The sequence below is a fragment of the Oerskovia sp. Root918 genome (assembly GCF_001428945.1).
GTDB lineage: Bacteria > Actinomycetota > Actinomycetes > Actinomycetales > Cellulomonadaceae > Oerskovia > Oerskovia enterophila.
Genome location: NZ_LMJG01000017.1, coordinates 12,080 through 38,070 on the forward strand (window position 1 = coordinate 12,080; position 25,991 = coordinate 38,070).

The 25,991-nt window shown below is 68.1% G+C and carries 25 protein-coding genes; 11 read left to right on the plus strand and 14 right to left on the minus strand.

Annotated elements, in window-relative coordinates:
- Positions 1-393: 393 nt before the first annotated feature.
- Positions 394-1,485 (minus strand): inositol-3-phosphate synthase, encoded by a 1,092-nt coding sequence (locus ASE27_RS18320; protein ID WP_056654026.1) that lies wholly within the window; start codon positions 1,483-1,485, stop codon positions 394-396.
- A gap of 52 nt (positions 1,486-1,537) precedes the next feature.
- Positions 1,538-2,146, minus strand: a complete 609-nt coding sequence (locus ASE27_RS18325) for a PadR family transcriptional regulator (RefSeq protein WP_056654029.1) — start codon at positions 2,144-2,146, stop codon at positions 1,538-1,540.
- 332 nt (positions 2,147-2,478) lie between these two features.
- Here ASE27_RS18325 and ASE27_RS18330 point away from each other — a divergent pair, with 332 nt between their 5' ends.
- The 5 genes from ASE27_RS18330 to rplI all read left to right on the plus strand — a co-directional run bounded on the left by ASE27_RS18330 (position 2,479) and on the right by rplI (position 6,859).
- Positions 2,479-4,908 (plus strand): transglycosylase domain-containing protein, encoded by a 2,430-nt coding sequence (locus ASE27_RS18330; protein WP_056654032.1) that lies wholly within the window; start codon positions 2,479-2,481, stop codon positions 4,906-4,908.
- A 171-nt stretch (positions 4,909-5,079) separates the two neighbouring features.
- Complete coding sequence (rpsF, locus tag ASE27_RS18335) at positions 5,080-5,370, plus strand: 30S ribosomal protein S6 (RefSeq protein WP_056654034.1); 291 nt, start codon at positions 5,080-5,082, stop codon at positions 5,368-5,370.
- A 148-nt stretch (positions 5,371-5,518) separates the two neighbouring features.
- Positions 5,519-6,058, plus strand: a complete 540-nt coding sequence (locus ASE27_RS18340) for a single-stranded DNA-binding protein (protein ID WP_056654039.1) — start codon at positions 5,519-5,521, stop codon at positions 6,056-6,058.
- A gap of 97 nt (positions 6,059-6,155) precedes the next feature.
- Positions 6,156-6,392 (plus strand): 30S ribosomal protein S18, encoded by a 237-nt coding sequence (rpsR, locus tag ASE27_RS18345; RefSeq protein WP_030152654.1) that lies wholly within the window; start codon positions 6,156-6,158, stop codon positions 6,390-6,392.
- 17 nt (positions 6,393-6,409) lie between these two features.
- Entirely contained in the window at positions 6,410-6,859 is a 450-nt protein-coding gene (rplI, locus tag ASE27_RS18350) for a 50S ribosomal protein L9 (RefSeq protein ID WP_056654042.1), read from the plus strand.
- 112 nt (positions 6,860-6,971) lie between these two features.
- Here rplI and ASE27_RS18355 read toward each other — a convergent pair whose 3' ends face one another.
- On the minus strand, positions 6,972-8,324 hold the full coding sequence (locus ASE27_RS18355; RefSeq protein WP_056654047.1) for an MATE family efflux transporter: 1,353 nt from the start codon (positions 8,322-8,324) through the stop codon (positions 6,972-6,974).
- Between the two features lie 486 nt (positions 8,325-8,810).
- Between ASE27_RS18355 and dnaB the strand changes: the two genes are divergently transcribed.
- Both dnaB and ASE27_RS18365 read left to right on the plus strand, forming a co-directional pair.
- The gene (gene dnaB, locus ASE27_RS18360; RefSeq protein ID WP_056654050.1) at positions 8,811-10,187 is read left to right on the plus strand and encodes a replicative DNA helicase; all 1,377 of its coding nucleotides are present in this window, start codon (positions 8,811-8,813) and stop codon (positions 10,185-10,187) included.
- Positions 10,188-10,666: 479 nt separating this feature from the next.
- On the plus strand, positions 10,667-12,658 hold the full coding sequence (locus tag ASE27_RS18365) for a hypothetical protein (RefSeq protein ID WP_056654053.1): 1,992 nt from the start codon (positions 10,667-10,669) through the stop codon (positions 12,656-12,658).
- A gap of 191 nt (positions 12,659-12,849) precedes the next feature.
- Here the strand turns inward: ASE27_RS18365 and ASE27_RS18370 are convergent, their stop codons facing one another.
- Complete coding sequence (locus ASE27_RS18370) at positions 12,850-15,042, minus strand: P-loop NTPase fold protein (protein ID WP_162259242.1); 2,193 nt, start codon at positions 15,040-15,042, stop codon at positions 12,850-12,852.
- A 121-nt stretch (positions 15,043-15,163) separates the two neighbouring features.
- On the opposite strand from ASE27_RS18370, the gene ASE27_RS18375 reads away from it, so the two are divergent.
- Both ASE27_RS18375 and ASE27_RS18380 read left to right on the plus strand, forming a co-directional pair.
- On the plus strand, positions 15,164-15,673 hold the full coding sequence (locus tag ASE27_RS18375) for a hypothetical protein (RefSeq protein WP_056654060.1): 510 nt from the start codon (positions 15,164-15,166) through the stop codon (positions 15,671-15,673).
- Entirely contained in the window at positions 15,666-16,556 is an 891-nt protein-coding gene (locus ASE27_RS18380) for a hypothetical protein (RefSeq protein ID WP_056654063.1), read from the plus strand. The genes ASE27_RS18375 and ASE27_RS18380 overlap by 8 nt, the downstream gene beginning before the upstream one ends.
- Positions 16,557-16,849: 293 nt before the next feature.
- On the opposite strand, the gene ASE27_RS18385 is transcribed toward ASE27_RS18380, so the two are convergent.
- The 6 genes from ASE27_RS18385 to ASE27_RS18410 all read right to left on the minus strand — a co-directional run bounded on the left by ASE27_RS18385 (position 16,850) and on the right by ASE27_RS18410 (position 22,056).
- On the minus strand, positions 16,850-17,542 hold the full coding sequence (locus tag ASE27_RS18385; protein ID WP_235535493.1) for a DUF6518 family protein: 693 nt from the start codon (positions 17,540-17,542) through the stop codon (positions 16,850-16,852).
- A 178-nt stretch (positions 17,543-17,720) separates the two neighbouring features.
- A complete protein-coding gene (locus tag ASE27_RS18390) occupies positions 17,721-18,086 on the minus strand; it encodes a DUF2255 family protein (RefSeq protein WP_056654070.1) in 366 nt (121 codons plus the stop codon).
- Positions 18,087-18,137: 51 nt separating this feature from the next.
- Positions 18,138-18,926, minus strand: a complete 789-nt coding sequence (locus ASE27_RS18395) for a carboxymuconolactone decarboxylase family protein (protein WP_056654073.1) — start codon at positions 18,924-18,926, stop codon at positions 18,138-18,140.
- Positions 18,927-18,999: 73 nt separating this feature from the next.
- The gene (locus ASE27_RS18400) at positions 19,000-20,049 is read right to left on the minus strand and encodes a zinc-dependent alcohol dehydrogenase family protein (RefSeq protein ID WP_200955978.1); all 1,050 of its coding nucleotides are present in this window, start codon (positions 20,047-20,049) and stop codon (positions 19,000-19,002) included.
- A gap of 48 nt (positions 20,050-20,097) precedes the next feature.
- Positions 20,098-21,114: an aldo/keto reductase gene (locus ASE27_RS18405; RefSeq protein WP_056654078.1), complete on the minus strand. Its 1,017-nt coding sequence runs from the start codon at positions 21,112-21,114 to the stop codon at positions 20,098-20,100.
- 42 nt (positions 21,115-21,156) lie between these two features.
- The gene (locus ASE27_RS18410; protein ID WP_056654081.1) at positions 21,157-22,056 is read right to left on the minus strand and encodes an aldo/keto reductase; all 900 of its coding nucleotides are present in this window, start codon (positions 22,054-22,056) and stop codon (positions 21,157-21,159) included.
- A gap of 303 nt (positions 22,057-22,359) precedes the next feature.
- On the opposite strand from ASE27_RS18410, the gene ASE27_RS21025 reads away from it, so the two are divergent.
- Entirely contained in the window at positions 22,360-22,920 is a 561-nt protein-coding gene (locus ASE27_RS21025) for a hypothetical protein (protein ID WP_056654084.1), read from the plus strand.
- Positions 22,917-23,267, plus strand: coding sequence for a transcriptional regulator (locus tag ASE27_RS21030; RefSeq protein ID WP_056654087.1), 351 nt, complete (start codon positions 22,917-22,919; stop codon positions 23,265-23,267). The genes ASE27_RS21025 and ASE27_RS21030 overlap by 4 nt, the downstream gene beginning before the upstream one ends.
- Positions 23,268-23,474: 207 nt before the next feature.
- Here ASE27_RS21030 and ASE27_RS18425 read toward each other — a convergent pair whose 3' ends face one another.
- The 4 genes from ASE27_RS18425 to ASE27_RS18440 all read right to left on the minus strand — a co-directional run bounded on the left by ASE27_RS18425 (position 23,475) and on the right by ASE27_RS18440 (position 25,936).
- Complete coding sequence (locus ASE27_RS18425) at positions 23,475-23,708, minus strand: hypothetical protein (RefSeq protein WP_056654376.1); 234 nt, start codon at positions 23,706-23,708, stop codon at positions 23,475-23,477.
- Between the two features lie 189 nt (positions 23,709-23,897).
- Positions 23,898-24,401 carry a VanZ family protein gene (locus tag ASE27_RS18430; protein ID WP_056654090.1) on the minus strand — a complete coding sequence of 168 codons (504 nt, stop codon included), beginning with the start codon at positions 24,399-24,401 and terminating at the stop codon, positions 23,898-23,900.
- Between the two features lie 60 nt (positions 24,402-24,461).
- Positions 24,462-25,130: a bifunctional 2-polyprenyl-6-hydroxyphenol methylase/3-demethylubiquinol 3-O-methyltransferase UbiG gene (locus ASE27_RS18435; RefSeq protein ID WP_056654093.1), complete on the minus strand. Its 669-nt coding sequence runs from the start codon at positions 25,128-25,130 to the stop codon at positions 24,462-24,464.
- A 116-nt stretch (positions 25,131-25,246) separates the two neighbouring features.
- Positions 25,247-25,936 carry a phosphonatase-like hydrolase gene (locus ASE27_RS18440; RefSeq protein ID WP_056654095.1) on the minus strand — a complete coding sequence of 230 codons (690 nt, stop codon included), beginning with the start codon at positions 25,934-25,936 and terminating at the stop codon, positions 25,247-25,249.
- Between the last annotated feature and the right edge of the window lie 55 nt (positions 25,937-25,991).

Here is a 25,991-nt window from a genome sequence, read left to right on the forward strand (position 1 = left end):
GTTCAGGGTATGCGGTGGTGGGAGCGGACCTCACCCCGGGACGGCTCGACGGCGGGCCTCCCCCCGAGGTTCGGGGGTTGTCAGACGCCGGGCGGGGCATGGCCCGGGGTGGTTCTGACAACTCGGCCGGCGGGGTTGCCGGGGCCGAACGGGGTGGTGCCCTCCGCCGTCGGGCATGCGAAGAGGGCCCGGAACCCTCAGGTTCCGGACCCTCTTCGCTCGGTCGTCAGAAGCAGGGCGGGGTATCGCCCGGGCTGGTTCTGACAACTCGGCGGGTGCTACGGATCAGCGCAGGTACTTCTGGTCGCGCTGGTCCTGCACTCGCAAGCTCGCTACGGATCAGCGCAGGTACTTCTGGTCGCGCTGGTCCTGCACTCGCAGGCTCGCTACGGATCAGCGCTCGTTCTCGCCGGAGATGAAGGCCTCCAGAGCCGCACGGCCCTTCGTGTCCTCCATCTGGACCGGCGGGGACTTCATGAAGTACGTCGACGCCGAGAGGATCGGGCCACCGACGCCACGGTCCTTGGCGATCTTCGCAGCGCGGACGGCGTCGATGATGATGCCGGCCGAGTTGGGGGAGTCCCAGACCTCGAGCTTGTACTCCAGGTTCAGGGGCACCTCGCCGAACGCACGACCCTCGAGGCGGACGTACGCCCACTTGCGGTCGTCGAGCCAGGCGACGTAGTCCGACGGGCCGATGTGGACGTTGCGGTCCTCGGTCTTGCCACCGAGGGGACCCTCGAGGTTCGACGTCACGGCCTGCGTCTTCGAGATCTTCTTGGACTCGAGGCGCGTGCGCTCCAGCATGTTCTTGAAGTCCATGTTGCCACCGACGTTCAGCTGGTACGTGCGGTCCAGGACCACGCCGCGGTCCTCGAAGAGCTTCGCGAGCACGCGGTGCGTGATGGTCGCGCCGACCTGCGACTTGATGTCGTCGCCGACGATCGGGACGCCCGCGGCCTCGAACTTCGCAGCCCACTCGGGGTCCGACGCGATGAAGACCGGCAGGGCGTTGACGAACGCGACACCCGCGTCGATCGCGCACTGCGCGTAGTACTTCGCAGCGATCTCCGAACCGACGGGCAGGTAGCAGACGAGCACGTCGGCGCCCGACTCCTTGAGCGCGGCGACGATGTCGACCGGCTCGGCGTCCGACTCCTCGATGGTCTCGCGGTAGTACTTGCCGAGACCGTCGTTCGTCACACCGCGCTGGACGGGCACGCCCAGCGGCGGGACGTCCGCGATCTTGATGGTGTTGTTCTCCGAGGCGTGGATGGCCTCCGAGAGGTCGAAGCCGACCTTCTTGGCGTCGACGTCGAAAGCGGCGACGAACTCCAGGTCGGACACGTGGTAGTCACCGAACTGCACGTGCATCAGTCCGGGCACGGTGCTGCTCGGGTCAGCATCGCGGTAGTAGTGCACGCCCTGGACCAGGGAAGATGCGCAGTTTCCGACGCCAACGATGGCGACGCGGATGGAGGACATCCTCGCTCCTTGCTGTCAGTGCCGGGGGCGCTGCGCGCCGACGGCTTCGTAGTTAGTGGTTGTCTTGCCCGTGACGGTTCTCAGGGCCGCTCGACGGCCGGGTGCGACGACGGTCGCGCTCGGTCGTGATCAGTCCGTCGAGCCACCGAACCTCACGCTCGACCTGTTCCAGGCCGTGACGCTGCAGCTCGAGGGTGTATTCGTCCAGCCGCTCACGAGTGCGTGCGGCGGACTCCTTGACCGACTCCAGCCTCTCGGTGAGCCGGCTGCGCCGACCCTCGAGGATGCGGAGCCGGGTCTCGGCGTCGGTCTGCGCGAAGAACGCGAACCGGACGTCGAAGCTCTCGTCCTCCCAGGCCGCCGGTCCCGAGGTCGCGAGGACCGTCTGAAGACGTTCCTTGCCCTCGGCGGTCAGCTGGTACACGATGCGTGCCCGCTTGCCCGACAACGCGTGGGGAGGGGTGGTGGGTGACTCGGTGCCGACGATGTAGCCGTGCGTGACCATCGCCTTGAGCGCCGGGTAGAGCGAACCGTAGGAGAACGCCCGGAACGACCCGAGCAGCAGGTTCAGCCGCTTGCGGAGCTCGTACCCGTGGAGCGGGGACTCGTTCAGGAGGCCGAGGATCGCGGTCTCCAGCACGTCGGAACGGCTGCGTGCCATGACACCTCCTCCTCGGTCCGGCTGTCACCGCGGAGGGCGGATCGGGCATGGTTCGACTACTCGATGTATCGAGTCGATACATCGACAGGTTAGGTGGATTCGCGGTGGCGCGCAATATGTCACGCCCTCGAGCAGATGTGAAGGACTGGGGGACCTGCGGCGTGGCTGTGGCGAAACAATGGCGGACCAGGCCCCGGAGGGCCTTGTCCTCACGGGAGGACGCCCTATTGTTCAGGGTGGTCTGATGCATGCTCTGCGCCTGGCGCGCCCTCTCCCGGGCAGCGGTGCGGAACAGGCCCTGACCGGTACAGACCCCCAGAGGAAGGTGAACCGTGGCGAGCTCCGCGAGGCAGACGAAGGGCACGGCGCGTGCCGGCAGCACGGCGCGCACGGGCACCTCGGCGCGCAAGCGCCGCTTCTTCAACTACCCCCGTTCCCACGTCAAGAGCTTCCGTCGCTGGCTGCCGTCCTGGCGCGTGCTGCTCGGGACCTTCCTCACCGGGACCGCGCTGGTCGCCGGCATCGTCATCGCCGCCTACGCGACGACCTCGGTCCCCAAGGACCCCGCCTATGCGGTGCAGAACCAGAAGACGACGGTGTACTACGCCGACGGCGTCACGGAGATCGGGACCTTCCAGGAGGAGAACCGTGTCATCGTCGACTACGCCACGCTCCCGGACTACGTCGGCAACTCCGTGGTCGCGTCCGAGGACAGCTCGTTCTGGACGAACTCGGGGATCGACCTCAAGGGCATCGCTCGCGCGATGGTGAACAACCTCAAGGGCGGGAGCACCCAGGGCGCCTCGACCATCACCCAGCAGTACGCAGAGCGCTACTACGCCGGCGCGACGGTCTCCGACTACGTGGGGAAGTTCCGGGAGGCGATGCTCGCGCTGCGGCTCACGCAGGAGCAGCCCAAGGAGGAGATCCTGGGGAACTACCTCAACACGATCTACTTCGGCCGCGGGGCGCACGGGATCGAGGCCGCCGCGCAGGCGTACTTCGGTGTCTCGGCCAAGGACCTCACGATCTCCCAGGCGGCGATGATCACCGCGATCATCCCCAACCCGACGGTCTACGACCCGGCCAACAACCCCGACATCACGCAGGAGAAGTGGCAGCGTGTGATCAACCGGATGGCCAAGGACGGGCACATCACGGCGGCGGAGAAGGCCGAGGCGGCCTTCCCGGCCGACATCAAGGAGAAGGCCGCGACCAACTCCAAGGGTGGGCAGGCCGGCTACCTCCTGGACCTGGTGAGGCGTGAGCTCGAGGCCAACGGCTACGGCGACGGAGACCTCGACACCAAGGGCTTCACGATCGTCACGACGATCGACAAGACCATGCAGGACCTCGCGGTCGCGACCGCGGAGAGCATCCCGCGCGAGGGCGACCATGCGGCTTCCGGATGGCTCAAGCCGTCCATCGTCTCGATCGACCCGGCGGACGGTGCAGTGCGGGCCGTCTACGGCGGCAGCGACTTCCTCAGCGACCAGTACAACTCCGCGACGCGTGGTGTGGCGCAGGCCGGCTCGACGTTCAAGCCGTTCACGCTCGTCGCGGCCCTCGAGCAGGGAATCGACCTGTCGGCGACGTACGACGGCAACAACGACGTGGAGGTGCCCGGCTTCTACGACAAGGGCCAGGGAGTCAAGAACTTCGGCGACCAGCCCTTCGGCCAGATCGACCTGGCGACCGCGACCGCGAACTCTGTCAACACGGTCTACGCAGCCCTGAACATGGAGGTCGGCCCGCAGGCGACGGTCGACGCGGCAGTCAAGGCCGGGATCCCCGCGGACACCATGGACCTCAAGGCCGTCCCGTCGAACGTGCTGGGTACCGCGTCGGTCCACCCGATCGACATCGCGCACGCCTACGCGACGTTCGCCGCGCAAGGCTTCGAGTCGACGCCGCACGTGGTCCAGTCGGTCAAGCGGCTGGGCACGGGCGCCGAGACCTACGACCCACCGGGCCGCAACGACCGGGTCTTCGATGCCGACGTCATGGCCGCGACGACCTACGCCATGACCCAGGTCGTCGAGGCGAAGGGGGCCTCCGGTGCCCCGGCCAAGGCGTTGAACCGTCCCGTCGCGGGCAAGACCGGTACGTCGAACGACAACAAGTCGGCCTGGTTCGCGGGGTACGTCCCGCAGCTGGCGACGGTCGTCGGGCTCTACCAGGACAACAAGGAAACTGGGGTCCAGGAGCAGATCACCCCGTTCGGCAAGTACTACAAGAGGTCGATCACGGGCGGTACGTGGCCCGTCGACGCCTGGACCTCCTACATGGAGGGCGTCCTCGCGCTGCCCCAGTACGCCGAGGTCCAGGACTTCCCCGAGTACACGATGAAGAAGGTCAAGCCTTCTCCGACGCCGACCGAGGAACCCACGGAGCCCGCGATCGAGGAGCCGGTCGAGCCGGAGGAACCTGTCGCGCCGACCACTGTGACGGTTCCGACCGACCTCACCGGCAGGTCCAAGGCGGATGCCAAGGCCGTGCTCGAGGGCATGGGGCTCAAGGTCTCGTTCACCGAGGAGTACTCGGCCGACGTCGCCCCCGGCGTGGTGCTCAGGGTCGGCGGATCCGGTCAGCAGGTCGAGACGGGCAAGACCGTCACGGTCGTCCTGTCCAAGGGGCCGGACCCCAAGCCCAAGCCCGACCCCGAACCCGAACCCAGCACCCCGCCGCCGACCACGCCACCGGAAGGTGGCGGGAACCCGGGCAGCGGCAACGGCAACGGGAACGGCAACAACGGCGGGTAGCGACCGACGTCACCCCCACAGATTTCCCGAGCCCGGTCCCGACCGGGTACCTTGGGAACTTGCTGTGTCTCGATCTGTGCTGCCATCAGCACGGTGACCTCACAGCGACGCACAACCCTCCTGTCACGGAGATACCGTGACCGCTGAGTCCGCAGGAGGTGGGTTAACCGCATGCGTCAGTACGAATTGATGATCATCCTCGACCCCGAGATCGAGGAGCGCACCGTTGCTCCGTCGCTCGACAAGTACTTGACGGTCATCAAGACCGACGGTGGCACTGTCGACAAGGTGGACATCTGGGGCCGTCGCCGCCTGTCCTTCGAGATCAACAAGAAGTCCGAGGGCATCTACGCCGTCGTCGACTTCACCGCGACGTCGGACACGGCCAAGGAGCTGGACCGTCAGCTCGGCCTCAACGAGGTCGTCCTGCGCACGAAGGTCCTGCGCACCGACGCTCGCTGATCACCCCGCACTTCTGACTTCCCTCGTGGCACCTCCGGTGCGCTGCGCGTCCCCAGGACAGCGTCAGTGGCACGTGGTGGGATGTCCGCGGACGGGGGTCATCCCCTTCGAAGAGTCTTCGATACGTAACGAACAATGAGGAGCTGGCATGGCTGGTGAAACCGTCATCACGGTGGTCGGGAACCTGACCGGGGACCCGGAGCTTCGCTTCACCCCCGCGGGGGCTGCCGTCGCCAACTTCACCGTGGCGTCCACGCCGCGCACCTTCGACCGCCAGAGCAACGAGTGGAAGGACGGCGACACGCTGTTCATGCGCTGCTCGATCTGGCGTGAGGCCGCGGAGAACGTCGCCGAGTCCTTGACCAAGGGCATGCGCGTCATCGTTCAGGGCCGTCTGGTCCAGCGTTCGTACGACACCCGCGAGGGGGAGAAGCGCACGGTCGTCGAGCTGCAGGTGGAGGAGATCGGTCCTTCCCTGAAGTACGCCTCCGCGAAGGTCACCCGGGCCCAGCGCTCGGGTGGCGGCAACTTCGGTGGTGGCGGCGGTTTCGGCGGCGGCGGCGCTTCGAGCGGCGGCGGCGGATTCAGCGCTTCCGGCGGTGGCCAGCAGAGCAACGACGACCCGTGGGCCACGGCTGGCCCCGCGTCGTCGGGTGGTGCCTCGTTCTCGGACGAGCCCCCCTTCTAGTCACCGCTCACCCCAGACAAACCCTTCCCGGCAGGGCAGGTGCCCGACGACGGCACTCGCCCCGGCCGGGGATAGCACCTTGTGAAGGAGCAACACCATGGCGAAGCCAGTGGTGCGCAAGCCCAAGAAGAAGTCCAACCCCCTGAAGTCGGCGAAGATCGAGTCGGTCGACTACAAGGACACGACCCTGCTGCGGAAGTTCATCTCCGACCGCGGGAAGATCCGTGCCCGTCGCGTGACCGGCGTCTCCGTCCAGGAGCAGCGTCAGATCGCACGTGCCGTCAAGAACGCCCGCGAGATGGCACTCCTGCCGTACTCGTCGTCCGCACGCTGATCGAGAGGGGATAGAACATGGCAAAGCTCATTCTGACCCACGAGGTCACCGGCCTGGGCGAGCCCGGCGACGTGGTCGAGGTCAAGGACGGGTACGCCCGTAACTTCCTCGTGCCCCGTGGTCTGGCGACCGGGTGGTCCAAGGGTGCCGAGTCGCAGATCTCTGCGATCCGCAAGGCACGCAAGGCTCGCGAGATCGCGACGCTCGACGAGGCCAAGGCGACGCGCGACTCGCTGCAGTCGAAGCCTGTCGTCGTGAAGGCCAAGGCGGGCCAGGGCGGCCGTCTGTTCGGCGCGGTCACCACCGGTGACATCGCCGAGGCCGTCAAGGCCGTCGGCGGCCCGTCCGTCGACAAGCGCAAGATCGAGATCGGCCAGCCGATCAAGTCGACCGGTTCGTACACGGTCACCATCCGCCTGCACGCCGAGGTCTCGGCGAACATCGCGGTCAACGTGGTGGCTGCCTGATCGACTGATCGCCCCTGTCCCGTGAGGGATGGATGGATCGGAGATCTCACCCGACGGCCCGGTCCCCTCTGCGGAGGGGGCCGGGCCGTCGGCGTTCCCGAGGCAGGCCTCCTCAGGCCCCCGTGACCATCCACCGGTCCCCGCGCGCCCTGAGGCCCGTGGTGAGTGCGCGCGCCGCCATGAAGACCCCCGCGAAGGCCGCCCACAGCCACGCGAGGCCCGCGGCGCCGTCGGGCGCGAGCTCACGGACCGCCAGCGCGAACGGCACGTACACGACGAACGTGAGCATGCCTGCCCACGCGAGGTAGCGGCCGTCCCCGGCCCCGATGAGCACCCCGTCCAGGACGAACACCCACCCCGCCATGGGCAGCAGCAACCCGCACACGGCCATGCCGAGCGCGACGGCGGTGCGGACGTCGGGGTCGGACGTGAAGAACAGCGCGAACCACCAACCGCCCACGGCCATGACCAGACCGAGCAGCGCCCCTGCCGCGACGCCCCACTGGAGCGTGCGGCGCAGGACCGAGCGCACGTGCGACCGGTCCCCGGCGCCCAGGCCGTGCCCCACGAGGGCCTGCGCCGCGATCGCGAGGGCGTCGAGCGCGAACGCCGCGAGACCCCACACCGACGCGACCACCTGGTAGCCCGCGAGTGTGACCTCGCCCAGGCCTGTCGCGACGAAGACCGTCAGGAGGATCGCGAGGCGCAGCGAGAGCGTGCGGACGAACAGCGGCGCGCCCGCGCGCGCGTTGGACCAGATACCGCCTGCGGCGGGGCGCAGGGAGGCGCCTTCGCGTCGGGCCCCACGCACGACGACGACGCCGAGCACCGCGCCCATGGTCAGCTGGGCGACGGCGGTCCCGATCCCCGAGCCGGCGATGCCGAGGCCCACGCCGTACACGAGCACGACGTTGAGGATCGCGTTGAACGTCGCGCCACCCGCAGCGACGTAGAGGGGCGTGCGGGTGTCCTGGAGGCCGCGCAGCACGCCCGTGGACGCCAGGACGACGAGCATGCCGGGCAGGCCCAGGCCCGACCACCGCAGGTACACCAGGGCGTGGTGCGCGACCTCGCCCGTGCCGCCCATCGCGCCGATCGCCCAGCCGCCGCCGAACCACAGGGCTGCGGCGAGCACGAGGCCCAGCCCGAGCGCGAGCCACATGCCGTCGATGCCGGACTGGAGCGCCTCGCGCCGGTGCCCCGCGCCGATGCGCCGGGCCACGGCCGCGGTGGTCGCGTACGCGAGGAACACGCACAGGCCGACGAGGGTCAGGAGGACCGTGGACGCGAGGGAGAGCCCGGCGAGCTGTGCGGTCCCCAGGTGCCCGACGACGGCGCTGTCCACGAGCACGAAGATCGGCTCCGCGACGAGCGCTCCCAGGGCCGGGACCGCGAGGGCCAGGATCTGCTTGTCGATGAGGCGACGGCTGGGAGGCTGGGGCGGGGACCCGGCAGGTGTCTCCACAGGCCCTGTGGACGAACCAGGTGACTGCGCGGCGGCCGATGCCTCCCGGGTGTCCTGGGGGCGGTGCTCGGGTGAACGGGGTGAACGACCGGTGTCCTCGCCCTGACCGGGGGAGGGCTGGCGTGTCGGCGGCGTGTTGCCGGAAATTTCTTCGTCCACATGGCTGAGCCTAGTGAACTGGCTGCTCCCAGGGCTGTACAGGGGAAAACTGGTCACTTGTCCACATGGTTGTCCACAAGCCTGTGAACAGCATGGGGGCCTCTGTCCACAGGCTGTCCACACCTCTGTGAACAGGGCCGTTTGCGGGCTGTGGGAGCGCGATCTAGTGTCGCTGAGTCGCGCATGCTCGGGCCTTCCGAACGGTCGACGGTGCACCACCAGCGATACCCCTCGACGATGCGGGCGCAGGCGTGTCGGTGGGCCGGAGTAGAACAGACGTGCGACGCAGGACGATACCCGGCCGTGCCGGGGGAGTGAGGGGCCCGCATGTCGATCGACGAGCTCGAGTCGAGCTTTGGACCGCCCGCAGGCAGCGGCGGTCCCGGGTTCGACCGCACCCCGCCGCAGGACATCGCCGCCGAGCAGAGCGTGCTCGGTGGCATGCTGCTGTCCAAGGACGCCATCGCGGACGTGATCGAGCAGATCCGCGGCACCGACTTCTACAAGCCTGCGCACGAGTCGATCTACGACGTCATCATCGACCTCTACGGACGCGGTGAGCCCGCGGACGCCATCACGGTCGTCGCCGAGCTCACGCGCCGCGGCGAGCTGGGCAGGATCGGTGGCGCGCCCTACATCCACGACCTCATGGCCATGGTGCCGACGGCCGCGAACGCGGGCTACTACGCGCGCATCGTGCGCGAGCGCGCCGTGCTGCGACGCCTCGTCGAGGCCGGGACCAGGATCGTCCAGCTGGGCTACGCGACCGACGGCGGCGACGTCGACGACGTGGTCAACAACGCGCAGGCCGAGGTCTATGCGGTCACCGAGCGCCGCACGGCCGAGGACTACATCGTGCTGGGCGAGGTCATCGGCGGGACGGTCGACGAGATCGAGGCCGCAGGGCACCGCGGCGAGGGAATGGTCGGGGTGCCGACGGGCTTCGCCGACCTCGACCGGCTGACCAACGGGCTGCACCCCGGGCAGATGATCGTGATCGCGGCACGTCCGGCCATCGGGAAGAGCACGCTGGGAATCGACATAGTTAGGAGTGCTTCCATAAAGCACAACATGACGTCCGTCGTGTTCTCGCTCGAGATGAGCCGCAACGAGATCACGATGCGTCTGTTGGCCGCGGAGGCACGCATCCACCTGCAGAAGATGCGCAACGGCTCCATGGGTGAGGACGACTGGCAGAAGCTCGCCGGCACCATGGGAAAGATCTCCGAGGCGCCGCTGTTCATCGACGACTCGCCCAACATGTCGCTCATGGAGATCCGCGCCAAGTGCCGCCGGCTCAAGCAGAAGCACGACCTCAAGCTCGTCGTGATCGACTACCTTCAGCTCATGACGTCGGGCAAGCGCGTCGAGTCCCGCCAGCAGGAGGTCTCGGAGTTCTCCCGTGCGCTCAAGCTCCTCGCGAAGGAGCTCGAGGTACCGGTCATCGCGATCTCGCAGCTGAACCGTGGCGCCGAGCAGCGCACGGACAAGAAGCCTGCTATGTCGGATTTGCGCGAATCGGGCTCTATCGAGCAGGACGCCGACATGGTCATCCTGCTGCACCGTGAGGACGCGTACGAGAAGGAGTCCCCGCGAGCAGGCGAGGCAGACCTGATCGTGGCCAAGCACCGTAACGGCCCGACCGACACGATCACCGTGGCGTTCCAGGGGCACTACGCGCGATTCGTGGACATGCAGGTCTAGCCCGTCCTGTCGACGTGCAGCCTACTGTTCGTCATCCTCCAGATACGTTACGTAAGCGATGCTGAATGATCCTCGGGCGATGCGTAAGCCGCGCTACCGCTCGTCAGTGCAAGGCTCGACGGGCCGGCGGAGGCTCGCGTGGGACTCAACATGAGCAAGCGGTGCGACGTCCCGGGACGTCGCACGGGGGATCGGGCGTGCACACGTGCCCCCAGTTCCGTAGCGTCTGAGGGGTGATCCCCAGTGGATCGCCGACCGTGGCCAGGGTGCCCTTGCGCGTGGATGGATCATGTCGCATGTCCACCGCCATCCGGACCGCCCGCTCCCGAAGCTCGTGCGGGTACTTCCCCAGCACTGCCTTGGCTCTCCACTGCCATGGGTCGAGTGCCTCCATGAAACCCGGGGCGGTTCAGACCTCGTCTACGCCCTCATCTGCGTTGAGCGCCGAGAATCGCTATTGCATCCGGGAGAATGAGCTTATGAGCGCAAGCGCGGCACCGGAGGACCCATCGGCGGATACGCCCAAGGACGCAGGTTCGTTCTCCGACGAGGACGTCGACACTGACGCGGACTTGGCCGCGGAGGACGAGGTGCCGGCGCAGCTTCCTCTATCAGCGCCGTACGTTTTCGACCTGAGTCACGTCGTCGCCGCTGCGGAAGTCCTCGACACTGCGTTCGCCGAGATGACCGACGGCCCGGCTGGATGGGGGCAGGTCGAGAACGCGATCGAGGCCCGGGGCGGCATGGACGAAGTACTGACCCGAGAGTTGGCGGCCGTCGGAGGCCGAAGCCTGAGCGTCGGCGAGATGCGCAAGCCAGGCACGGAATTTGTTGCAGACAGGTTCTTGCCCGATCCGAAGAACGCGTCGGTCGACGTCGTGGAGTTGTGGCGCGAGGTGCTCGGTTCGGTGACACATCCGGCAGCCGTTGCCCGGCTCGAGGAGCTTCTCATGATTCGCCGCGACGGGAACCTGGTCCATCGAGCTCGCCATGCCGCCATCAGCTACCTGGCGGCCGTCGCCGGAGTCGACAACAGTTTGACTACCGGGGCGTACCTGACACGCGCGTGGACGATCTCCCGGCTCTTCAAACTCTTTGATGTTGAGGACGTCATACTCGACGAGATCGAGAGGCGGGTCAGGCTGCCGGGTGCCCGGCAGTGCATTGGCCACGTCATGCCACTGCTGGCAGTCATAGCGCAGAAGCCGACCAACTCCCTTCGACAAGGTGCCCTGCACGCTACTGCGGAGAAGCTACTGACCGACATCGTCGCGATGGAAGTCATGCACCATGTCATCTCCGAGGCTAGTGACCTGCGTCGGAAGATGATCACTCCCGGCCCCCACGCCGATGCCAAGCGAGCCGAGACTCGCATCGACGAGATGGCGGCACTCCGCCGGATAGCCGCCGCCACCAGCGAGCCCTTGGTCAAGCAGTCCCATCTGGCGACCGCCGCGCGATTCGCGACACAGCACAATCTGCGCAGCGACCTCAGAGAGATCCAGCGCGAGCTCGAGGTTGTCTCGGCCGGCGACCTCGGCCTCGAGAAGATCTCCTCAAGTGCCCACATCCCCAGTTGGATCCCCGAGAGTGAGCTCCACGCGTTCACCCGCGGCCACACCTGGCACCGTGGCCTGCGCTACTTCCTCGAGTCACCAGTCCCGTGCGGTGATATCGACCGGATCCGGACTTCCGTTCGCGGCCGTCCTTTCGCCATCCGGCATCTATTCACCACAGTTCTTCTCGGCGCAGACGGTCTCCCACGAAAGACACTTACGACTCCGGATGAGCAAGTCGAGCACGACGTAGCTCTGCACGTGGCAATTGCCTCCCGGCACATGGGCCAGATCCACGGATCCGGCCTGTACCGGCTCGGCGAGAAGTACAGCACCCCCACAGAGACCGAGCTCACGACATGGCTCCTCGACGTCTATGCGTGCGATCCCGACGGTGCACGCGTCTTGGCCAAGGCGTTCTGCCACTTCTGGGCAGGCGACTATCTGGAGGCCGCGTACGTGGCGACGCCAGCGGTCGAAGCCGCCGCACGACGGCTCCTGCGCGAGATGGACGAAGGCGCGTATCAGGTTCAGGTCGGCAACAGCCCTGGCAAGTACCCCTCGCTCGGCACGCTCCTCGATGAACTCCTAAGGATCAGCCTCGATCCTTCGTGGCACTACTTCCTGACTTGGCTGCTGCTCGGCCCTGAAGGCTCAAACATCCGCAACGACATCGCCCACGGATTCACTACCACCATGGACCCCGTCCACGCGACCCTGGTGCTGCGGTCTGCTGCTCTGCTCATCACTGCGAGCGGCAGCGTGGCAGACGAGCAAAAGACGCTAGCGCTCGCAACCCAGCTTGCTGCACCGCGCCCCGGACCGAAGGGGCTCGGCGATCGGGCGGTCGCCGTCATGTCACGTCTCCTTCTGCGCGGGCACATGCTTGCCGAGGCTCGACGCTACCGCGCATAGCGGACCGCCCTCTGGCAGCAATCGGATGGAGCAGCCCAGTCGGATGGTACAAGCTAGAGAGTGGTACATCTCCCCGGGCGGAACACCCGGCGCGCGACCAGCGCGTCGCTACGCGGGGGAGTCTGAACAACCACCAGAATCTGACTATGACCACATCTGCCTGACGGAGGTTCCGTGGGTCAGCGGGTATGTCAGGTGTGGTGCTCTCCCACGTTGGTGCGTGATTCCCTCTCCCGCTTCAGGCTGAGCAGTGCGTGCCGAACGCGGTTCTCAGGTGTCGCAGGTACTCGATGACCGCTGCCACTGAGTGGGGTTGCGGCGTCCAGGTCCGATTCCAGTTCGGCGAACACCCGCTCGAGGCCGAGGATGTCGTCCACGGCGCGGATCTCGAAGTCGCCAATGCGCGGGTCTGGGATCGGCACTCCAACGGCTACCAGCGTGGTGGTGAAGGCGCCCACCGTATCCGACATGGACCAGAGCCCAGTGTCGACCTGGCTCACCAGCCACGCCTTGGCAGCGTCAGGGTCGAGATGTCGCCATGTCCAGAATCTTGTCATGGCACCGTCGTTGAGTGGACTGCTCGCGGCATGCGCCTCAAGGGAAGCCTTGATGACCGCAGACGCGGCGCTCTCCACGGACGGGAAGTCGAACTCGGCGGGCAGGCGTTCGTTTACAGAATCGGTGTCCCGAGGCTTTAGGAGACCTACGACGTCGACGACGTACTCCTCGAGTTCCTGGACGTTTCCGAGCTGGGTGACGGTGTTGACGGCTACTTCGGTGCCCATGGTTGCGAGACAAGCGGCCCCACCTCGCACGGCGGCGAGCCAGGGGTTGTCGAAGAGGTCGTTGCGCCGTCGGTCAATCTTGGGCGACGTGCGCGCGATCAGGTCGAAGAGTGCGGTTTCGGGCAGCGGTACCTGGGCTTCTCGGAGCGCGACGAGTTTTCGCATGGCGCGTGCCGTCTCGTTGGCGATCTCCTCGCCGAGTAGCGCGACCGCCGGGCTGTCTGCCGACCTGGCGAGATCCGCGACTGCCTTCGCGACGTCTGCATCGGAGACGTCGTCCTGGGGGATGCCGAAGCTCACATAGCGGTCGAAGTAGTCGATGTGGCTGATCGTCTTCGGTGTCGACCGCTGTCGTGCCTCCGCGAGATACTGCACGTCGGCGAACGCGGCGGCAATCTGCGGGAAGAGGGCGGAGAGAACTTCGATCACGCCCGGGAGATCAGTTTGTTGGACGTGCGCCTCGCGAAGACGTTCGTCCCACCGTGCGCGCCGACTTTGTTGAGCAGCCGCGTCGCGACTGAGGGGGAGGTGCGAGAAGTCTTGCCCGAGGAGATCGTCGCGGTAGTTCTGGAGCATCCGGTATACACCTGGCTCCTGGGTGCGCAGCCAGTTGACGACGAAGAAGTCGACGAAGTCGACCTCTCCGTGCAGGAGCGGGTAGAAGGCTTGGATCTGGCCGAGGAAGCGCGTGATCGCGCGCGGAGTCGAAAGGCGACGGTCGAGGACACTGAAGTAGATCTTGCTCAGTCTTCGCTCATCCTCCGCTGTGAGAAGCAGACCGACGGCAGCGCCGATCTTGTCCAGTCCGTCATTGAGCAGCCTTGCGCGTTGAGGGGCTCGGAGCGCGGGCATGTCCAGTCGAACCTGGACAATCTTCTCCAGATAGGCGTGAGCCCGTCCCTCGTCGTTTCCGGAGACTGGGGTGCGTAGAAGGACGTCAAGAAGGGTTCGCTCGTCGTAGGACAACAGGTAGTACACGTTCGGGAGTCGCCCGACCAGGCGCACGAGCTTCAGGACCTCGAGCAGTTCGTCGGGCGTCAGTCGGTCGAGGTCGTCGACGACCATCAGCACTGGGAGGTCGGCGGTGCGTAGCGCAGCCTCAGCGGACTTCTTGGCTGCTGAGGCGCTGGTGTCGCCAGCGACAAGATCTCCCGCGGCCTTGAGCAGGTCCTGCGCGTCAAGACCGACCAGGCTGCCAAGCTTCCCGAGTGGACTGATCGCCCGCGCGAAGTCTCCGACCTTTGCTCGAGCGCCCCCAGGGCGGTTTCCCGCGGGGAGGGCGGATGCGAGCTCGTTGAAGAACCCGCGATGCAGGCTCGGGGTGTCGGGGTAGGTCCAGGGGTTGAAGACCGCGACGCGCCAAGGATCCTGGAGCCGACGCTGCAACATCTCGAGGACGGAACTCTTGCCCGACCCCCAGTCGCCAATGAGCGCGAGGACCGTTGACTCGCTCTGCACCCGGACGTTGTTCAGGAGCCTCGTGAGGTGGTCCGCATAGCCTTGACGGTCCAGTTCGTCGGGACGCGCGTCAGTCCCATCACGGGCGTCGTCGCTAAGGAGACCTTGCCGTGCTGGTGTGGGTTTGGGAGTGTCCGACATGCCACCGACCGTACCTGGCATCGCCGACACGAGTCTCCGTCAGTCTCGGGCCGCAACTCCCGCGAGCATGGGCCAGCAATGCGTCGTAAGGCCGGAATAGGATTCCGGCATGACATGCCAAGTGACCGTCGGCGAGTGGGCCCCTCTGCCGGGTGCGATCCCCGAGGTCGTTGACCCCGACAGGGTCTACGTGATCCCGACTCGTACGGTATTGCCCACCGGCGGCGGCGCCGATGGAGGGCTGCGCTACACGGAGAACGTCCGCTATCTCCCGAAGGCTGCGCGATCCGCTGACCTCCCCGTTGAGTTCTCGGTGCCTGAGGGCTCACGCAAGTACTTGTCTGAGTTCAGCGTCGACCCAGAGATGTGGGCTCTGGGCTTGGCGTGCTTCACGATGGCGAGTGACTGGCTAATCCTCACGGTGTCGCTGTTCATCGCCCACCGGTCCGACACACAGGGATGGACATCGGAACAGGCAATGAAACTGCCGCTGAGGGTCTCGGTAGCGGAGACAGAGACCGGCCGCAACTACGAGGTCGAGGGGGAGGGTGATGACGTGCTCCGTGCCCTGCGTGAGCTGAACAGGTCAGCGAAGATGCGGAAGGGGATCGGAGGAAAGGAACATGAGTGAGGGCGGACTCCAATTCAAGATGGTCGTGATGCAGTGGGGATCGATCCCGCCGTCCGGCGGACCGAACCGCGAGCGCTACCTTGACCACTACGGGCGAGAGTCGATGCAGGCGGCTGATGACGAGTATGACGCCGTGCTTATGATCCTTGGCGATCGTGCGAAGGAGGTGCCCACCCTGGATTTTGAACTGGTCGAGGAGGACGAGGACGCGGCACGTGTCATCCAGCGACAGAAGCGCGAGGAGTGGGAGCAGTTTGGAGCGACCATCGACCAGGCGACTCTCAACGCGATCGAACCTCACATCACGAAGTCGACCACTTCGGCGGTGGCGGCCCTGAATTACCTCGAAGACCACGAACTGAAGGAGATCGCGCACCTCGCGATTCACCGGGCCGCGTTCGTGAATCGGGGCCTCTTTGGCTGCCCCGTTGTCTGGCGCGACGAAGCGTATTGGACGGATTGTCCTATCGATGTCTCGCACCTGCGCGTGGGGGTGTCCGGCGGCCTGGTCAGCGACTTCGCATGCTCTATCTGCGCTCGCCTAGTGGAAGACTGTGATCACCAGATGGGCGAGCCCCATCCGAAGGTGGCGGAGAGTAAAGACGGCGAGTGCTCGATCTGCGCCGCCACCGAGTGCGAGCATGTCGCGGGTGAGTCGTACCTTGTCGTTGCCTACGCGAGCGCGATCAACGTTGTCGCGCAGGAAGTGTCGTTCGTGGCACGGCCTCGGTACCCGCAAGCGCGCATCATTGAAATGACGAAAGACCTCGGAGAGATCGGTGATCGCCCTCGCGTTCGCGCCGCCGCTGAGCAGGGCCTCCTCAACTGCGACGCGGACCTAGGGCCATGCAAGGGCTTCAACGAGATGCAAAACTGGAAGTAGGGATTTTGAAACGATTTGGGCAGCCCGCGGGCCGCTGCGGAGGTCGTGGCATCCACGGCGGACCGGTAGCGTCACCCTTGGCGGAGCCGAGTGGGTTCAGGAGAACGCGCAGCGCTCCGTCCACAGACCTCTAGGGCGTGCAACCTACCTTTCGCAGCCTGATCGACACGACCGGGATCACCCAAAGTACGGCGGCGTGTCCATGCAATCTGCGTCGCACGTCGACAGTCTGTCTGTCTGTCTGTCGTGACGGGTCGCGCGCCGCAGCGGGCGGCCTCGCCGTCGACGCAGGGTCAGCCGACCGTGCCGAGTGCGCGGTAGGCGAGGACGAACGCCGCGCAGAAGACGGCGGTGCCCGCCGCGGTCAGTGCCACGTGCAGCGTGCCGCGGAGTGCACGCCCGAGCATGACGGCGAGCAGGCCGAGCGACACGAGCCCGATCGCGACCCAGTAGCCGGCTCCCGTCGTCTCCACCACGGTTGTCAGCCCGTACACCGACTCGCCGAGGCCGATCCCCGCGAGCAGCGCTGTGCCCAGGGCGGCGCGTACGCCTGTCTCGCGCAGCCACGCCGCTCCGACGCCGACGAACGGACCGACGAGCAGGCCGACGACCCCGAACAGCACCGGGTCGTAGACGAACCCGCGGACGTCGGCGGCGACGGTGTAGCCGACGACGAGCAGCACGAAGCTCGCGGCTCCGAACACTGCGGCGTGCCACGTCCGGGCCCGCGGGTCGCCCGCCACCCAGGCGACGAGGAGCGCCGTGAGCAGGGTCCAGCCGCTCGCGGAGTTCGCGAAGGGAGCTGCGGCGTCGGGCAGGAGGCCCTGGGCGAAGGACGTGAGTCCCCCGAGCAGGAAGCTTGCGACGAGCACGACGGCGCCACGTGACATGGGCTGTCCGCTGGGCGCCGCAGCTCTGTGGGAACGGACCGGTGCGAAGGGCGAGCGGTCGTCGAGGGGTTCGTGGAGCGAGGTCGAGTCGGGCACACCCCGACGGTAGGCGCGCGCTCGCGTCCGGGCGTCACCCCGTCGTCGGACGCGAGTGCCACGGGGTCCTACCGTGGCAGGACGATCGAGCGCGAGGAGCCTGCCGCCCTCTCGGCAACGCGCCGACGAGCCGGGCCGCCGCCACGGGGCTGGCGGCGGCGCTCGGATCGGCAGGTGGTCAGGCGGGTTCGACGCGCAGCGTGGTGGCCCGTGCGGCGGGTGCCGTGATGTGGTCGACGGCCGAGCCGTCGCCGTACTTGGCGCGGTAGGCGGCATCAATGGCGTCGTCATGGCTGTCGTCGCGGACGAAGGTCACGTCGGTGCGGATTCCACCGGAGTCGATCTGACCCGTGCCGGTGCGCTGCACGCCGCGGTACCAGGCGCCGTCGGTGCCCCGCACGGAGCGGATGTACAGATGGTCGTCGACGACGACGTGCCACACGATGCGGGGGGTACGCAGTGTCCCGTCGGGGCGGTGCGCGGTGACGCGTAGCTCGCCGTCGGCGTCGATGGCCGCGAGTTCGGCGGAGTTCCAGTCGCTCATGATGCTGCTCCTTCGTGGTCAGGGGCCATGTCGGCGGTCCTGCACGTCCCCTCAGGATCGATGGTGCGGCGGCGCCTCGCCTGCTCGGGCGGGGGCGTGCTCGTCCAGCGCGCGCAGCGCGTTGAGGGTGCGCGGGTAGCCCACGTAGGGCAGCAGCTGGGTGATGACCGCCAGGAGCGTGGCGCGGTCGTTCCCGACGTTGAGGTTGGCGCGGACGTGCCCGGCGACCTGGGGCTCGGCCCCGCCGAGGGCGATCAGCATGGCGAGGGTGAGCAGCTCGCGCGTGGGCACGTCGACCCCGTCGCGGGTGTAGTGATCGCCGAAGCAGTTCGCGGACAGGTACCGCTGGATGTGCTGCTCGTCGGCCGGCGCGTTCGCGTACATCGCGTCGACGGCCGCAGCGCCGACGATCTGCTTCTGCACCGCGAGCCCGGCCTCCTTGCGGGTGTCGGGGGTCGTCGTCGACTGGCCGGGCAGCGGCAGGCTCACGCCGTGCTCGGTCAGGAGGGTGTTCGTCGCGTGCAGGAAGTCGAGCACGCGGCCCATACCGACGTACGGCACCGCCTGGTAGACGACCTCCTTGACCTCGACCGGCGTGATGCCGACGGTCAGTGCGGCGCCGGCCATCGTGCGGTACTCGTTCACGGCACCGCAGGCGATGAGCGCGGCGAGCTGGACCATGAGCCGGGTGCGCACCGGCAGGGGTGCGTCGCGCGGCACCTCGCCGAACGCGAAGCTGTCGAAGTACTCGACGAGCTCGGGGTCGGTCTGGGCGAGCGTCGAGACGTGGTCGGGGAACAGCTCGTCGTGGTGGGCGCGTGCGGACGGTGTGGGAGCCATGACCACTCCTCGGGCGGGGTCGGGGACACAGAACGGGAAGAGGGTGGGCGCCGGGGCGCCCACCCTCTGGTGGTCAGGGCCGCAGGGCGACCTTGAGGGACTCGCGGGAGTCCATGAGGCGGTAGGCCTCGGCGACGTCCTCGAGCGGCAGGGTGGCGTCGAACACCTTGCCCGGGTTGATCTCCCCGGCAAGGACCTGCGTGATCGCTGCCTCCTGGTAGGCGCGCACCGGAGCGGGGCCGCCGGCGAGGCGTGCGTTCTTGCCGAACAGGGACCCGAAACCGACGGGGGCGTCCTCGTACTGGGGGACGCCGACGCGGGAGATGATCCCGCCGGGGCGTACGACGCCGTAGGCCTGCTCGTAGGCGGGCATGTGGCCCACGGCTTCGAGCACGGCGTGCGAGCCTTCGCCTCCGGTGAGGTCCATGACCTTGCTGATGCCCTCGGCGCCACGCTCAGCGACGACGTCGGTCGCGCCGAACTCACGCCCCAGGTCGGTGCGCGCGGCGTGCCGGCCCATGAGGATGATCCGCTCCGCGCCGAGCTGCTTGGCGGCGAGCACGGCGGAGAGCCCCACGGCGCCGTCACCGATCACGGTGACGATCTGGCCGGGCTGCACCTGTGCCATGTGCGCCGCGTGGTAGCCGGTGAGGTACACGTCGGACAGGGTGAGCAGGGAGTTCAGCAGTCCCTCGTCGGCGGTCGCCGGGTCGACGTCGGGGACGACGACGAGGCTGCCGTCGGCCAGCGGGATGCGGGCGAGCTCGGCTTGCAGGCCACCCGTCTCGGGGGAGCCGTACCATCCGCCGTGCACGCAGGAGGTCTGGAATCCTTCACGGCAGAACACGCAGGTGTTGTCGGAGAACGCGAACGGGGCGATGACGAAGTCGCCCTTCTTGACGTTCGTCACGGCGCTGCCGGTCTCCTCGACGACGCCGATGAGCTCGTGGCCCATCGGGTTGCCCTGGGTAGAGCCGGGCATGGAGTGGTAGGGGTGCAGGTCCGACCCGCAGACGCACGCCCGCACGACGCGCACGATGGCGTCGGTGGGCTGCTGGAGGACGGGGTCGGGGACGGTCTCGATGCGGACGTCGCCGGCGCCGTACATGAGTGTTGCTCGCATGAGGTGGTGCCTCTCAGTGGTGCTGGGATGGTTCGGGAAAGTGGTGGTTCAGCGGCGCCGTGCCGCGGGAGTCAGCTCGTGCGCGCCGTAGCTGTTGTCGTCGGGGTTCACCGTGACCCCCGGGGCGACGAGCTCGTCGATCCGGTCGAGGACGTCGGCGCTGAGCGTGACGTCCAGGGCGGGCAGGTACGACTCGAGCTGCTCCATCGTGCGAGGGCCGACGATCGCGGACGTGACACCCGGATGACGGATCGCCCAGGCGATCGACATCTCGACGAGCGACATGCCCGCCTGCTCTGCGAGCAGGGCGAGCTCCTCCACGACGTCGAGCTTGCGCTGGTTGGCCGGGCTGCTCATGTCGAAGCGGGCACCGGGTCGCGCGCTCGACGTCGGGGTGGACGCGGCCCCCTTGCGCCACCGGCCTGACAGCCAGCCGCCGCTCAGGGGGCTGTAGGTCAAGGTCCCCATGCCGTGCCGCTGCACGGCGGGCAGGACGTCCTCCTCGATGCCGCGCACGAGGATCGAGTACGGCGGCTGCTCGGTGACGAAGCGCTCGAGGCGCCGCTCCCGGGACGCCCACTGGGCCTCGACGATCTGCGACCCGGAGTACGAGGACGAGCCGATGTAGCGGACCTTGCCCTGGCGGACCAGGTCGGTCAGGGCGCCGAGGGTCTCGGTCACGTCTGTGCCGGGGTCGGGCCTGTGCACCTGGTACAGGTCGATGTGGTCGGTCTTCAGCCGCCGCAGCGAGCTCTCGACCTCGCGCACGATCCACCGGCGCGACCCGCCCCGGTGATTCGGGTCGTCGTCCATCGGCATGAAGAACTTGGTCGCGAGAAAGACCTCGTCCCGGCGCCCGGTGATCGCGTCGCCGACGATCTCCTCCGAGACGCCGGCGGAGTACACGTCAGCGGTGTCGATGACGTTGATGCCGGCATCGAGCGCGCGGTGGACGATGCGCGTCGCGTCCTGGCGGTCGTCGTTGCCCCACGGGCCGAACATCATGGCACCGAGGGTCAGGGGGCTGACCTGGACGCCGGTGCGTCCGAGCGGGCGGTACTGCATGGTTGGCTCCTTCGTGCGGTGAGGCTCGGCCGGTGCTGGTGCTCAGGTTTCGGGGATCTCGCGGCCGAAGCTCTCGAGCGTGATGTCGGCGGGGTCGGGGCCGCCGCGGACGCCCGTGTCCAGGGCGTCGATCGCGGTGAGCTCGGCGTCCGTGAGCTCGAAGTCGGTGACGGCGAAGTTCTCGGCGATGCGCGAGGGGGTGACGGACTTGGGGATCGCGGAGCGGCCCTGCTGCAGGTGCCAGCGCAGCATCACCTGCGCGGGCGTCCTGCTGTGCGCGGTGGCGATCTGGCCGATCGTCGGGTCGGCGAGGGTGCTGCGACGTTCCTCGCCGTAGCCGGGGTAGAACGTGATGCCGCCGATCGGCGACCATGCCTGGGTGAGGATGGCGTGCTCGGCGTGCAGCTTCTGGAGGTCTTTCTGCTGGAAGTAGGGGTGGACCTCGATCTGGTTGACCGCTGGGACCACCGTGGTGGCCTCGAGGAGCGAGGTCAGGTGGTCGGGCATGAAGTTGCTGACGCCGATCGCGCGGACCTTGCCGTCGGCGAGAAGCGTCTCCAGTGCTCTGTAGGCCTCGATCGTCAGGTCGAACCGGCTCGGCAGCGCCTGGTGCAGGAGCAGCAGGTCGATGGTCTCGATGCCGAGCTTGCCGGCGGACTTGTCGAACGCGTGCAGCGTCGCGTCGTAGCCGTAGTCGCTGATCCAGACCTTCGTCTCGACGAAGACCTCGTCGCGCTCGAGACCGGATTCGGCGATCGCGCGTCCGACCTCGCGCTCGTTGCCGTAGGCGGCGGCGGTGTCGATGTGCCGGTAGCCGGTGCGCAGCGCTTCGGTGACCACGTCGACGGTCTCCTGCGGGGGCGTCTGAAAGACGCCGTACCCCAGGGCAGGCATCTCTGTGCCGTTGTTCAAGGTCAGAGTGGGGATCGGGTTCAACGTCATGCCTTTCACGCTAGGAGGTGCCCGCCGGATGAGGCAGGTTCTGCTGGTACCCCGCTCAGGACGGCCTGGGTGCGCGGGGGAGAACGGGGAGGACGGCGGCCAGCAGAGCACCGCCGAGGGGTAGGTTCCCCAGATTCACGCCCGGCGCGGGGACTGTCGCCTACCTACCAGCCGACGTTGTCGCCCGTCGTCGAGGGCGCCCTGGCGCATCGTGAACACCAGTTCTGCGACGTCTTCCGTCGGTGGGTCGTCGCCACGAACAGGTGTCTTGATCCGATTTACTCTGTCTGACAGAGTGCGTGCATGACAACTGCGTCGGAGTACGTCGAAGCGATCCGGGTCCAGCAGCGGGCGGTGCGGCACGCGACGTCGTTGCCGTTGCTCGTCAACGCGTTGGCCATGGTCTATCTGACGTACCTCGAGGCGGCCACGTTCGGGATGCTCTTCCCGAAGATTCTCGTTCCGGCGGTCACCTACGGGGTGCTGCTGGCGGTCATGCTGGTCCAGCGGCGGTTGATCGGGGTCGGGGTCGGCAACGACAGGTACGGCGTCCTCGCCCTGGCGCTGTTGGCGTTGCTCTTCGTCCCGTTCGGCTTCGGCGCCGTGTTCCTCGTCGGCCCGGTGTTCTTCTTGGGTGTGGGTCTCGGCGTGCTCGGATGGCGCGCGGAGACAGCGTGGCTGTGGGGGCCCGGGCTGGCTCTCATGGCGGTCAGCCCGCTGGTCTCGCTCGGCACGCTCGACAACCACGCGGCCCTCCTGGGAGGCGGTGTCGGTGGGATGGTCATCTGCACCGTCGGGCTCCTGGTCCTGGGTGTGCTGGCATTCGTCCGAGAACGACGTCTCGCCCAGGTGGCTCCAGCGTGAGCTCCGCGTCCGATCCGCATCCTCTCTCCCAGCTCGACGAGACCGTCCACCAACGAGCCAGGCTGGGGATTCTCGCGATCCTCGTCGAGACTCGCGACGCCGACTTCACGTACCTCAAGCGCGCGCTCCAACTCACCGACGGCAACCTGGGAAGACATCTCGAGGTCCTCGTGACCAGCGGCTACGTCGAGCTCCGCAAGGGCAGCGACGGGCGCCGATCTCGCACGTGGGCACGCATCACCCCGCGCGGCAAGCAAGCACTGCTCGTCGAGGTGGAGCTCCTCCGTGGCCTGCTCGCCAGTCTGCCGACCGTGGGGCCTCCAGCGACGGGAGGCGAAGCATCGTGACCAGCCGAGCAGAGGCGGAGGGCGAAAGGGCGACAGGCCTCCGGCCTGTGATGGCGCGTTGCAGCGTCGACCGACGTCGTCGCCCGGCTCGCTCGTTCGACGGAGAACGACGACCTCGTCCCTCGAGACTTCTACGAGCGGATGGCGACCGTACACACCGCTTCTCGCCGGTGTCGTCCTGCCACTGCGGGCCCGCGCCCCGACGGCTCAGCTGTTGAGGCCCAGCCCCTTGCGGCCCTTCGCGAAGTAGGTGATCGGGCCCACCCAGTTCGCGAGCATCGCCACGCCCCATGCGAGCTTCGAGCCCTCGACCTCGTCGTCGGAGCGCTTGGCCAGGTCGCGGTAGCCCGCGACCGTGAGCGAGATCTGCACGATCGAGGCCACCACCATCAGTGCCTTCTTGCCGCTGCTGAACTCGCTCCACGACTTCTTGCGTGCCATGAGCACCCCTCCTGTGTCGGTACGACGGCTTGTGCCCTCGACGCTACGCGCGCTCGACCCGACACGCACGACGCCGGGTACCCGGACCAGGCCGACGCCCGATCAGACGCGGGACGCCCCACCGAGCGCCCGCCCCCCAGCGCCCCTACCCAGCGCCCCTCGGACACAACGCGCCTCACGCCACGCGCCTCACCGACGGCCCGTGGTCCCGATCCGTCGCGGCCACCGTCGCGCGGCCCAGATCGCGGCCCAGGCCAGGGCCGCGCCGATCACCGCGCCGATCGAGTTCGTGAGCCAGTCGTTGGTGTCGCACGAGCGCCCGAGACCGGGGGCCAGCGCCTGCACCGCCTCGATCGCGGCGGAACCGACGACACCCCCGACCAGCGCCACCACGGGGCGGCGGCTCGCGACGGCGGCGAGCAGGACCGGCGGGACGAACAGGATCACGTTGGCCATGAGCTCGACCCGGCCGAACGTCGGCAGGTACCAGGAGACGGCGCACCGTTCGAGGACCTCCCGGCTCGTCGGGACGAGGGTCAGCAGCACGATCGGCAGCAGCGACGCCGCGAACACCGTCCACGCGGTGCGCGGCCGCCAGTACAGCCAGCGCCCCGCGACCGGCCCGCCGAGCACGAGCACGGCGAGGACCACGGGGGAGAACCACGGGTGGGCGACGAGAAGGGTGGAGATCACGGGGGACGAACGCTCCGGCTCGGTCGGGCAGAAAGACCCCACCGTAGCCGGGTCGGACGCTCAGCCCCGACGGAACTCCGCCCGCCACGTCCCGGGCCGGCCAGGAGCAGCACCCGGCGCCGCGAGCTCCTCGATCGACACGGCCTCCAGGCCGTCCCGGCCGAACGCCTCGACCTCGGTGCGCGTCAACGGCCAGGGCGGGCCGTCGTCGTCGGGCCGGCGTGCGGCCCCCTGGACGGCGAGCAGGGTCCCGCCCGGCGCGACGAGCGAGCGGACCCCGGCCGTGAGCGCGTCGCGGACGCTGCGGTTCACGGCCTGGACGGTGTAGATCTCCACGACCAGGTCGAACGCGCCCGCCCACGCGGGCGGCAGGTCGAGCAGGTTCCCGACGGCGTAGGTCACCGACGATCCAGGGTTCCGTCCGCGGGCGGCCTGGACCGCGGTCGGCGAGACGTCGAAGCCCGTCGTCTGGTAGCCGAGCCGGTCCAGGTGCTCGGCGTCGGCCCCGAGCCCGCACCCGACGACGACCGCGGTCCCGCTCGCGCCGCCCGGTGCGGGGGCTCCGGTCCACGAGGCCAGCGCCGGGTGCGGATCGACCCGGTCCCACGGCATGGTGATGTCGCCGTGCGCGGCGGAGGACCAGAGCCGCTCGAACCAGCCCGTGGGGTCGGACGGCTCGGCGTTGCCGAGCCGCGCGGTCTCGGACTGCCAGGAACGAGGTGCGGGCATGCCGTCGACCCTAGCCAGGCACAGGTGCGTCGACAACGGCCCGCGCTCGGCCCAGGCGCGGCGAGCCGTCCCGCCGGCGTCGGGAGGGATACCGGTCGGCGGGACGGAGCGTCGTGTCAGACCGTGGCGAGCGCGGCCGGTGTGTCGAGCAGGTCCAGCAGCATCGGGACGTCGGCGATGCTCGGCACGACGTGGGTGTGCGGCGCAGCCTCGAGCACCTCCCGGGGGACGCCCCCCGAGAGCACACCGACGACGAAGCGGGCGCCCGCGTTCCTCCCGGCCTGGAGGTCGAGGACCGTGTCACCCGCAGTCAGGACCTGCGCGACGTCCGTCACGCCCGTACGCTCCATCGCGCGGTGGACCATGTAGGGCGCCGGGCGGCCGGCGGGCACGTCGTCGGTGGTGACGACCGCGTCGACGACGCCATCGGTCCACCCCAGTCGTTCGAGCAGCTGTTCGGTGACGTCGGTCGAGAATCCCGTCGTGAGCGCGATCCGTGCCCCGCGGTCGCGGAACGCCGCGAACGCGTCGAGGACGCCCGGCATGGCGACCGGGGGTGTCGCCTCGTAGGCCTCGGCCAGGAGGCGTTCGAAGTCGACGAACGTCTGCTCGACAGCTGAGGCGTCGCCATCGAGCGCCAGCAGGGCGCGGATGGCGGTGCGCTTGTCGGCCCCCATCCAGCGCGCCACGTCGGCGACGTCGGCGGAGCTTCCGTGTCGTCGCACGGCGTCGTGGAGGGCGCGGTAGACGGCGCTGCCCTCCTCGATCGTGGTGCCGGCGATGTCCAGAGCGGCGAGAGCGATCATGGGATGTCCTTCCAGTGGTGGGGTGGTGCAGGGGTGGGGTGTCGTGGTGCGACGC

Coding starts and splice junctions, on each gene's coding strand:
- ASE27_RS18380 (WP_056654063.1), top strand. CDS start 15,666: ATGAGTGAGGGCGGACTCCAATTCAAGATGGTCGTGATGCAGTGGGGA.
- ASE27_RS18390 (WP_056654070.1), bottom strand. CDS start 18,086: ATGAGCGACTGGAACTCCGCCGAACTCGCGGCCATCGACGCCGACGGC.
- ASE27_RS18410 (WP_056654081.1), bottom strand. CDS start 22,056: ATGACGTTGAACCCGATCCCCACTCTGACCTTGAACAACGGCACAGAG.
- ASE27_RS18320 (WP_056654026.1), bottom strand. CDS start 1,485: ATGTCCTCCATCCGCGTCGCCATCGTTGGCGTCGGAAACTGCGCATCT.
- ASE27_RS18400 (WP_200955978.1), bottom strand. CDS start 20,049: ATGCGAGCAACACTCATGTACGGCGCCGGCGACGTCCGCATCGAGACC.
- ASE27_RS18340 (WP_056654039.1), top strand. CDS start 5,519: ATGGCTGGTGAAACCGTCATCACGGTGGTCGGGAACCTGACCGGGGAC.
- ASE27_RS18365 (WP_056654053.1), top strand. CDS start 10,667: ATGAGCGCAAGCGCGGCACCGGAGGACCCATCGGCGGATACGCCCAAG.
- ASE27_RS18405 (WP_056654078.1), bottom strand. CDS start 21,114: ATGCAGTACCGCCCGCTCGGACGCACCGGCGTCCAGGTCAGCCCCCTG.
- ASE27_RS18395 (WP_056654073.1), bottom strand. CDS start 18,926: ATGGCTCCCACACCGTCCGCACGCGCCCACCACGACGAGCTGTTCCCC.
- rpsF (WP_056654034.1), top strand. CDS start 5,080: ATGCGTCAGTACGAATTGATGATCATCCTCGACCCCGAGATCGAGGAG.
- rplI (WP_056654042.1), top strand. CDS start 6,410: ATGGCAAAGCTCATTCTGACCCACGAGGTCACCGGCCTGGGCGAGCCC.
- rpsR (WP_030152654.1), top strand. CDS start 6,156: ATGGCGAAGCCAGTGGTGCGCAAGCCCAAGAAGAAGTCCAACCCCCTG.
- ASE27_RS18425 (WP_056654376.1), bottom strand. CDS start 23,708: ATGGCACGCAAGAAGTCGTGGAGCGAGTTCAGCAGCGGCAAGAAGGCA.
- ASE27_RS18435 (WP_056654093.1), bottom strand. CDS start 25,130: ATGCCCGCACCTCGTTCCTGGCAGTCCGAGACCGCGCGGCTCGGCAAC.
- ASE27_RS18325 (WP_056654029.1), bottom strand. CDS start 2,146: ATGGCACGCAGCCGTTCCGACGTGCTGGAGACCGCGATCCTCGGCCTC.
- ASE27_RS18440 (WP_056654095.1), bottom strand. CDS start 25,936: ATGATCGCTCTCGCCGCTCTGGACATCGCCGGCACCACGATCGAGGAG.
- dnaB (WP_056654050.1), top strand. CDS start 8,811: ATGTCGATCGACGAGCTCGAGTCGAGCTTTGGACCGCCCGCAGGCAGC.
- ASE27_RS21025 (WP_056654084.1), top strand. CDS start 22,360: ATGACAACTGCGTCGGAGTACGTCGAAGCGATCCGGGTCCAGCAGCGG.
- ASE27_RS18370 (WP_162259242.1), bottom strand. CDS start 15,042: ATGTCGGACACTCCCAAACCCACACCAGCACGGCAAGGTCTCCTTAGC.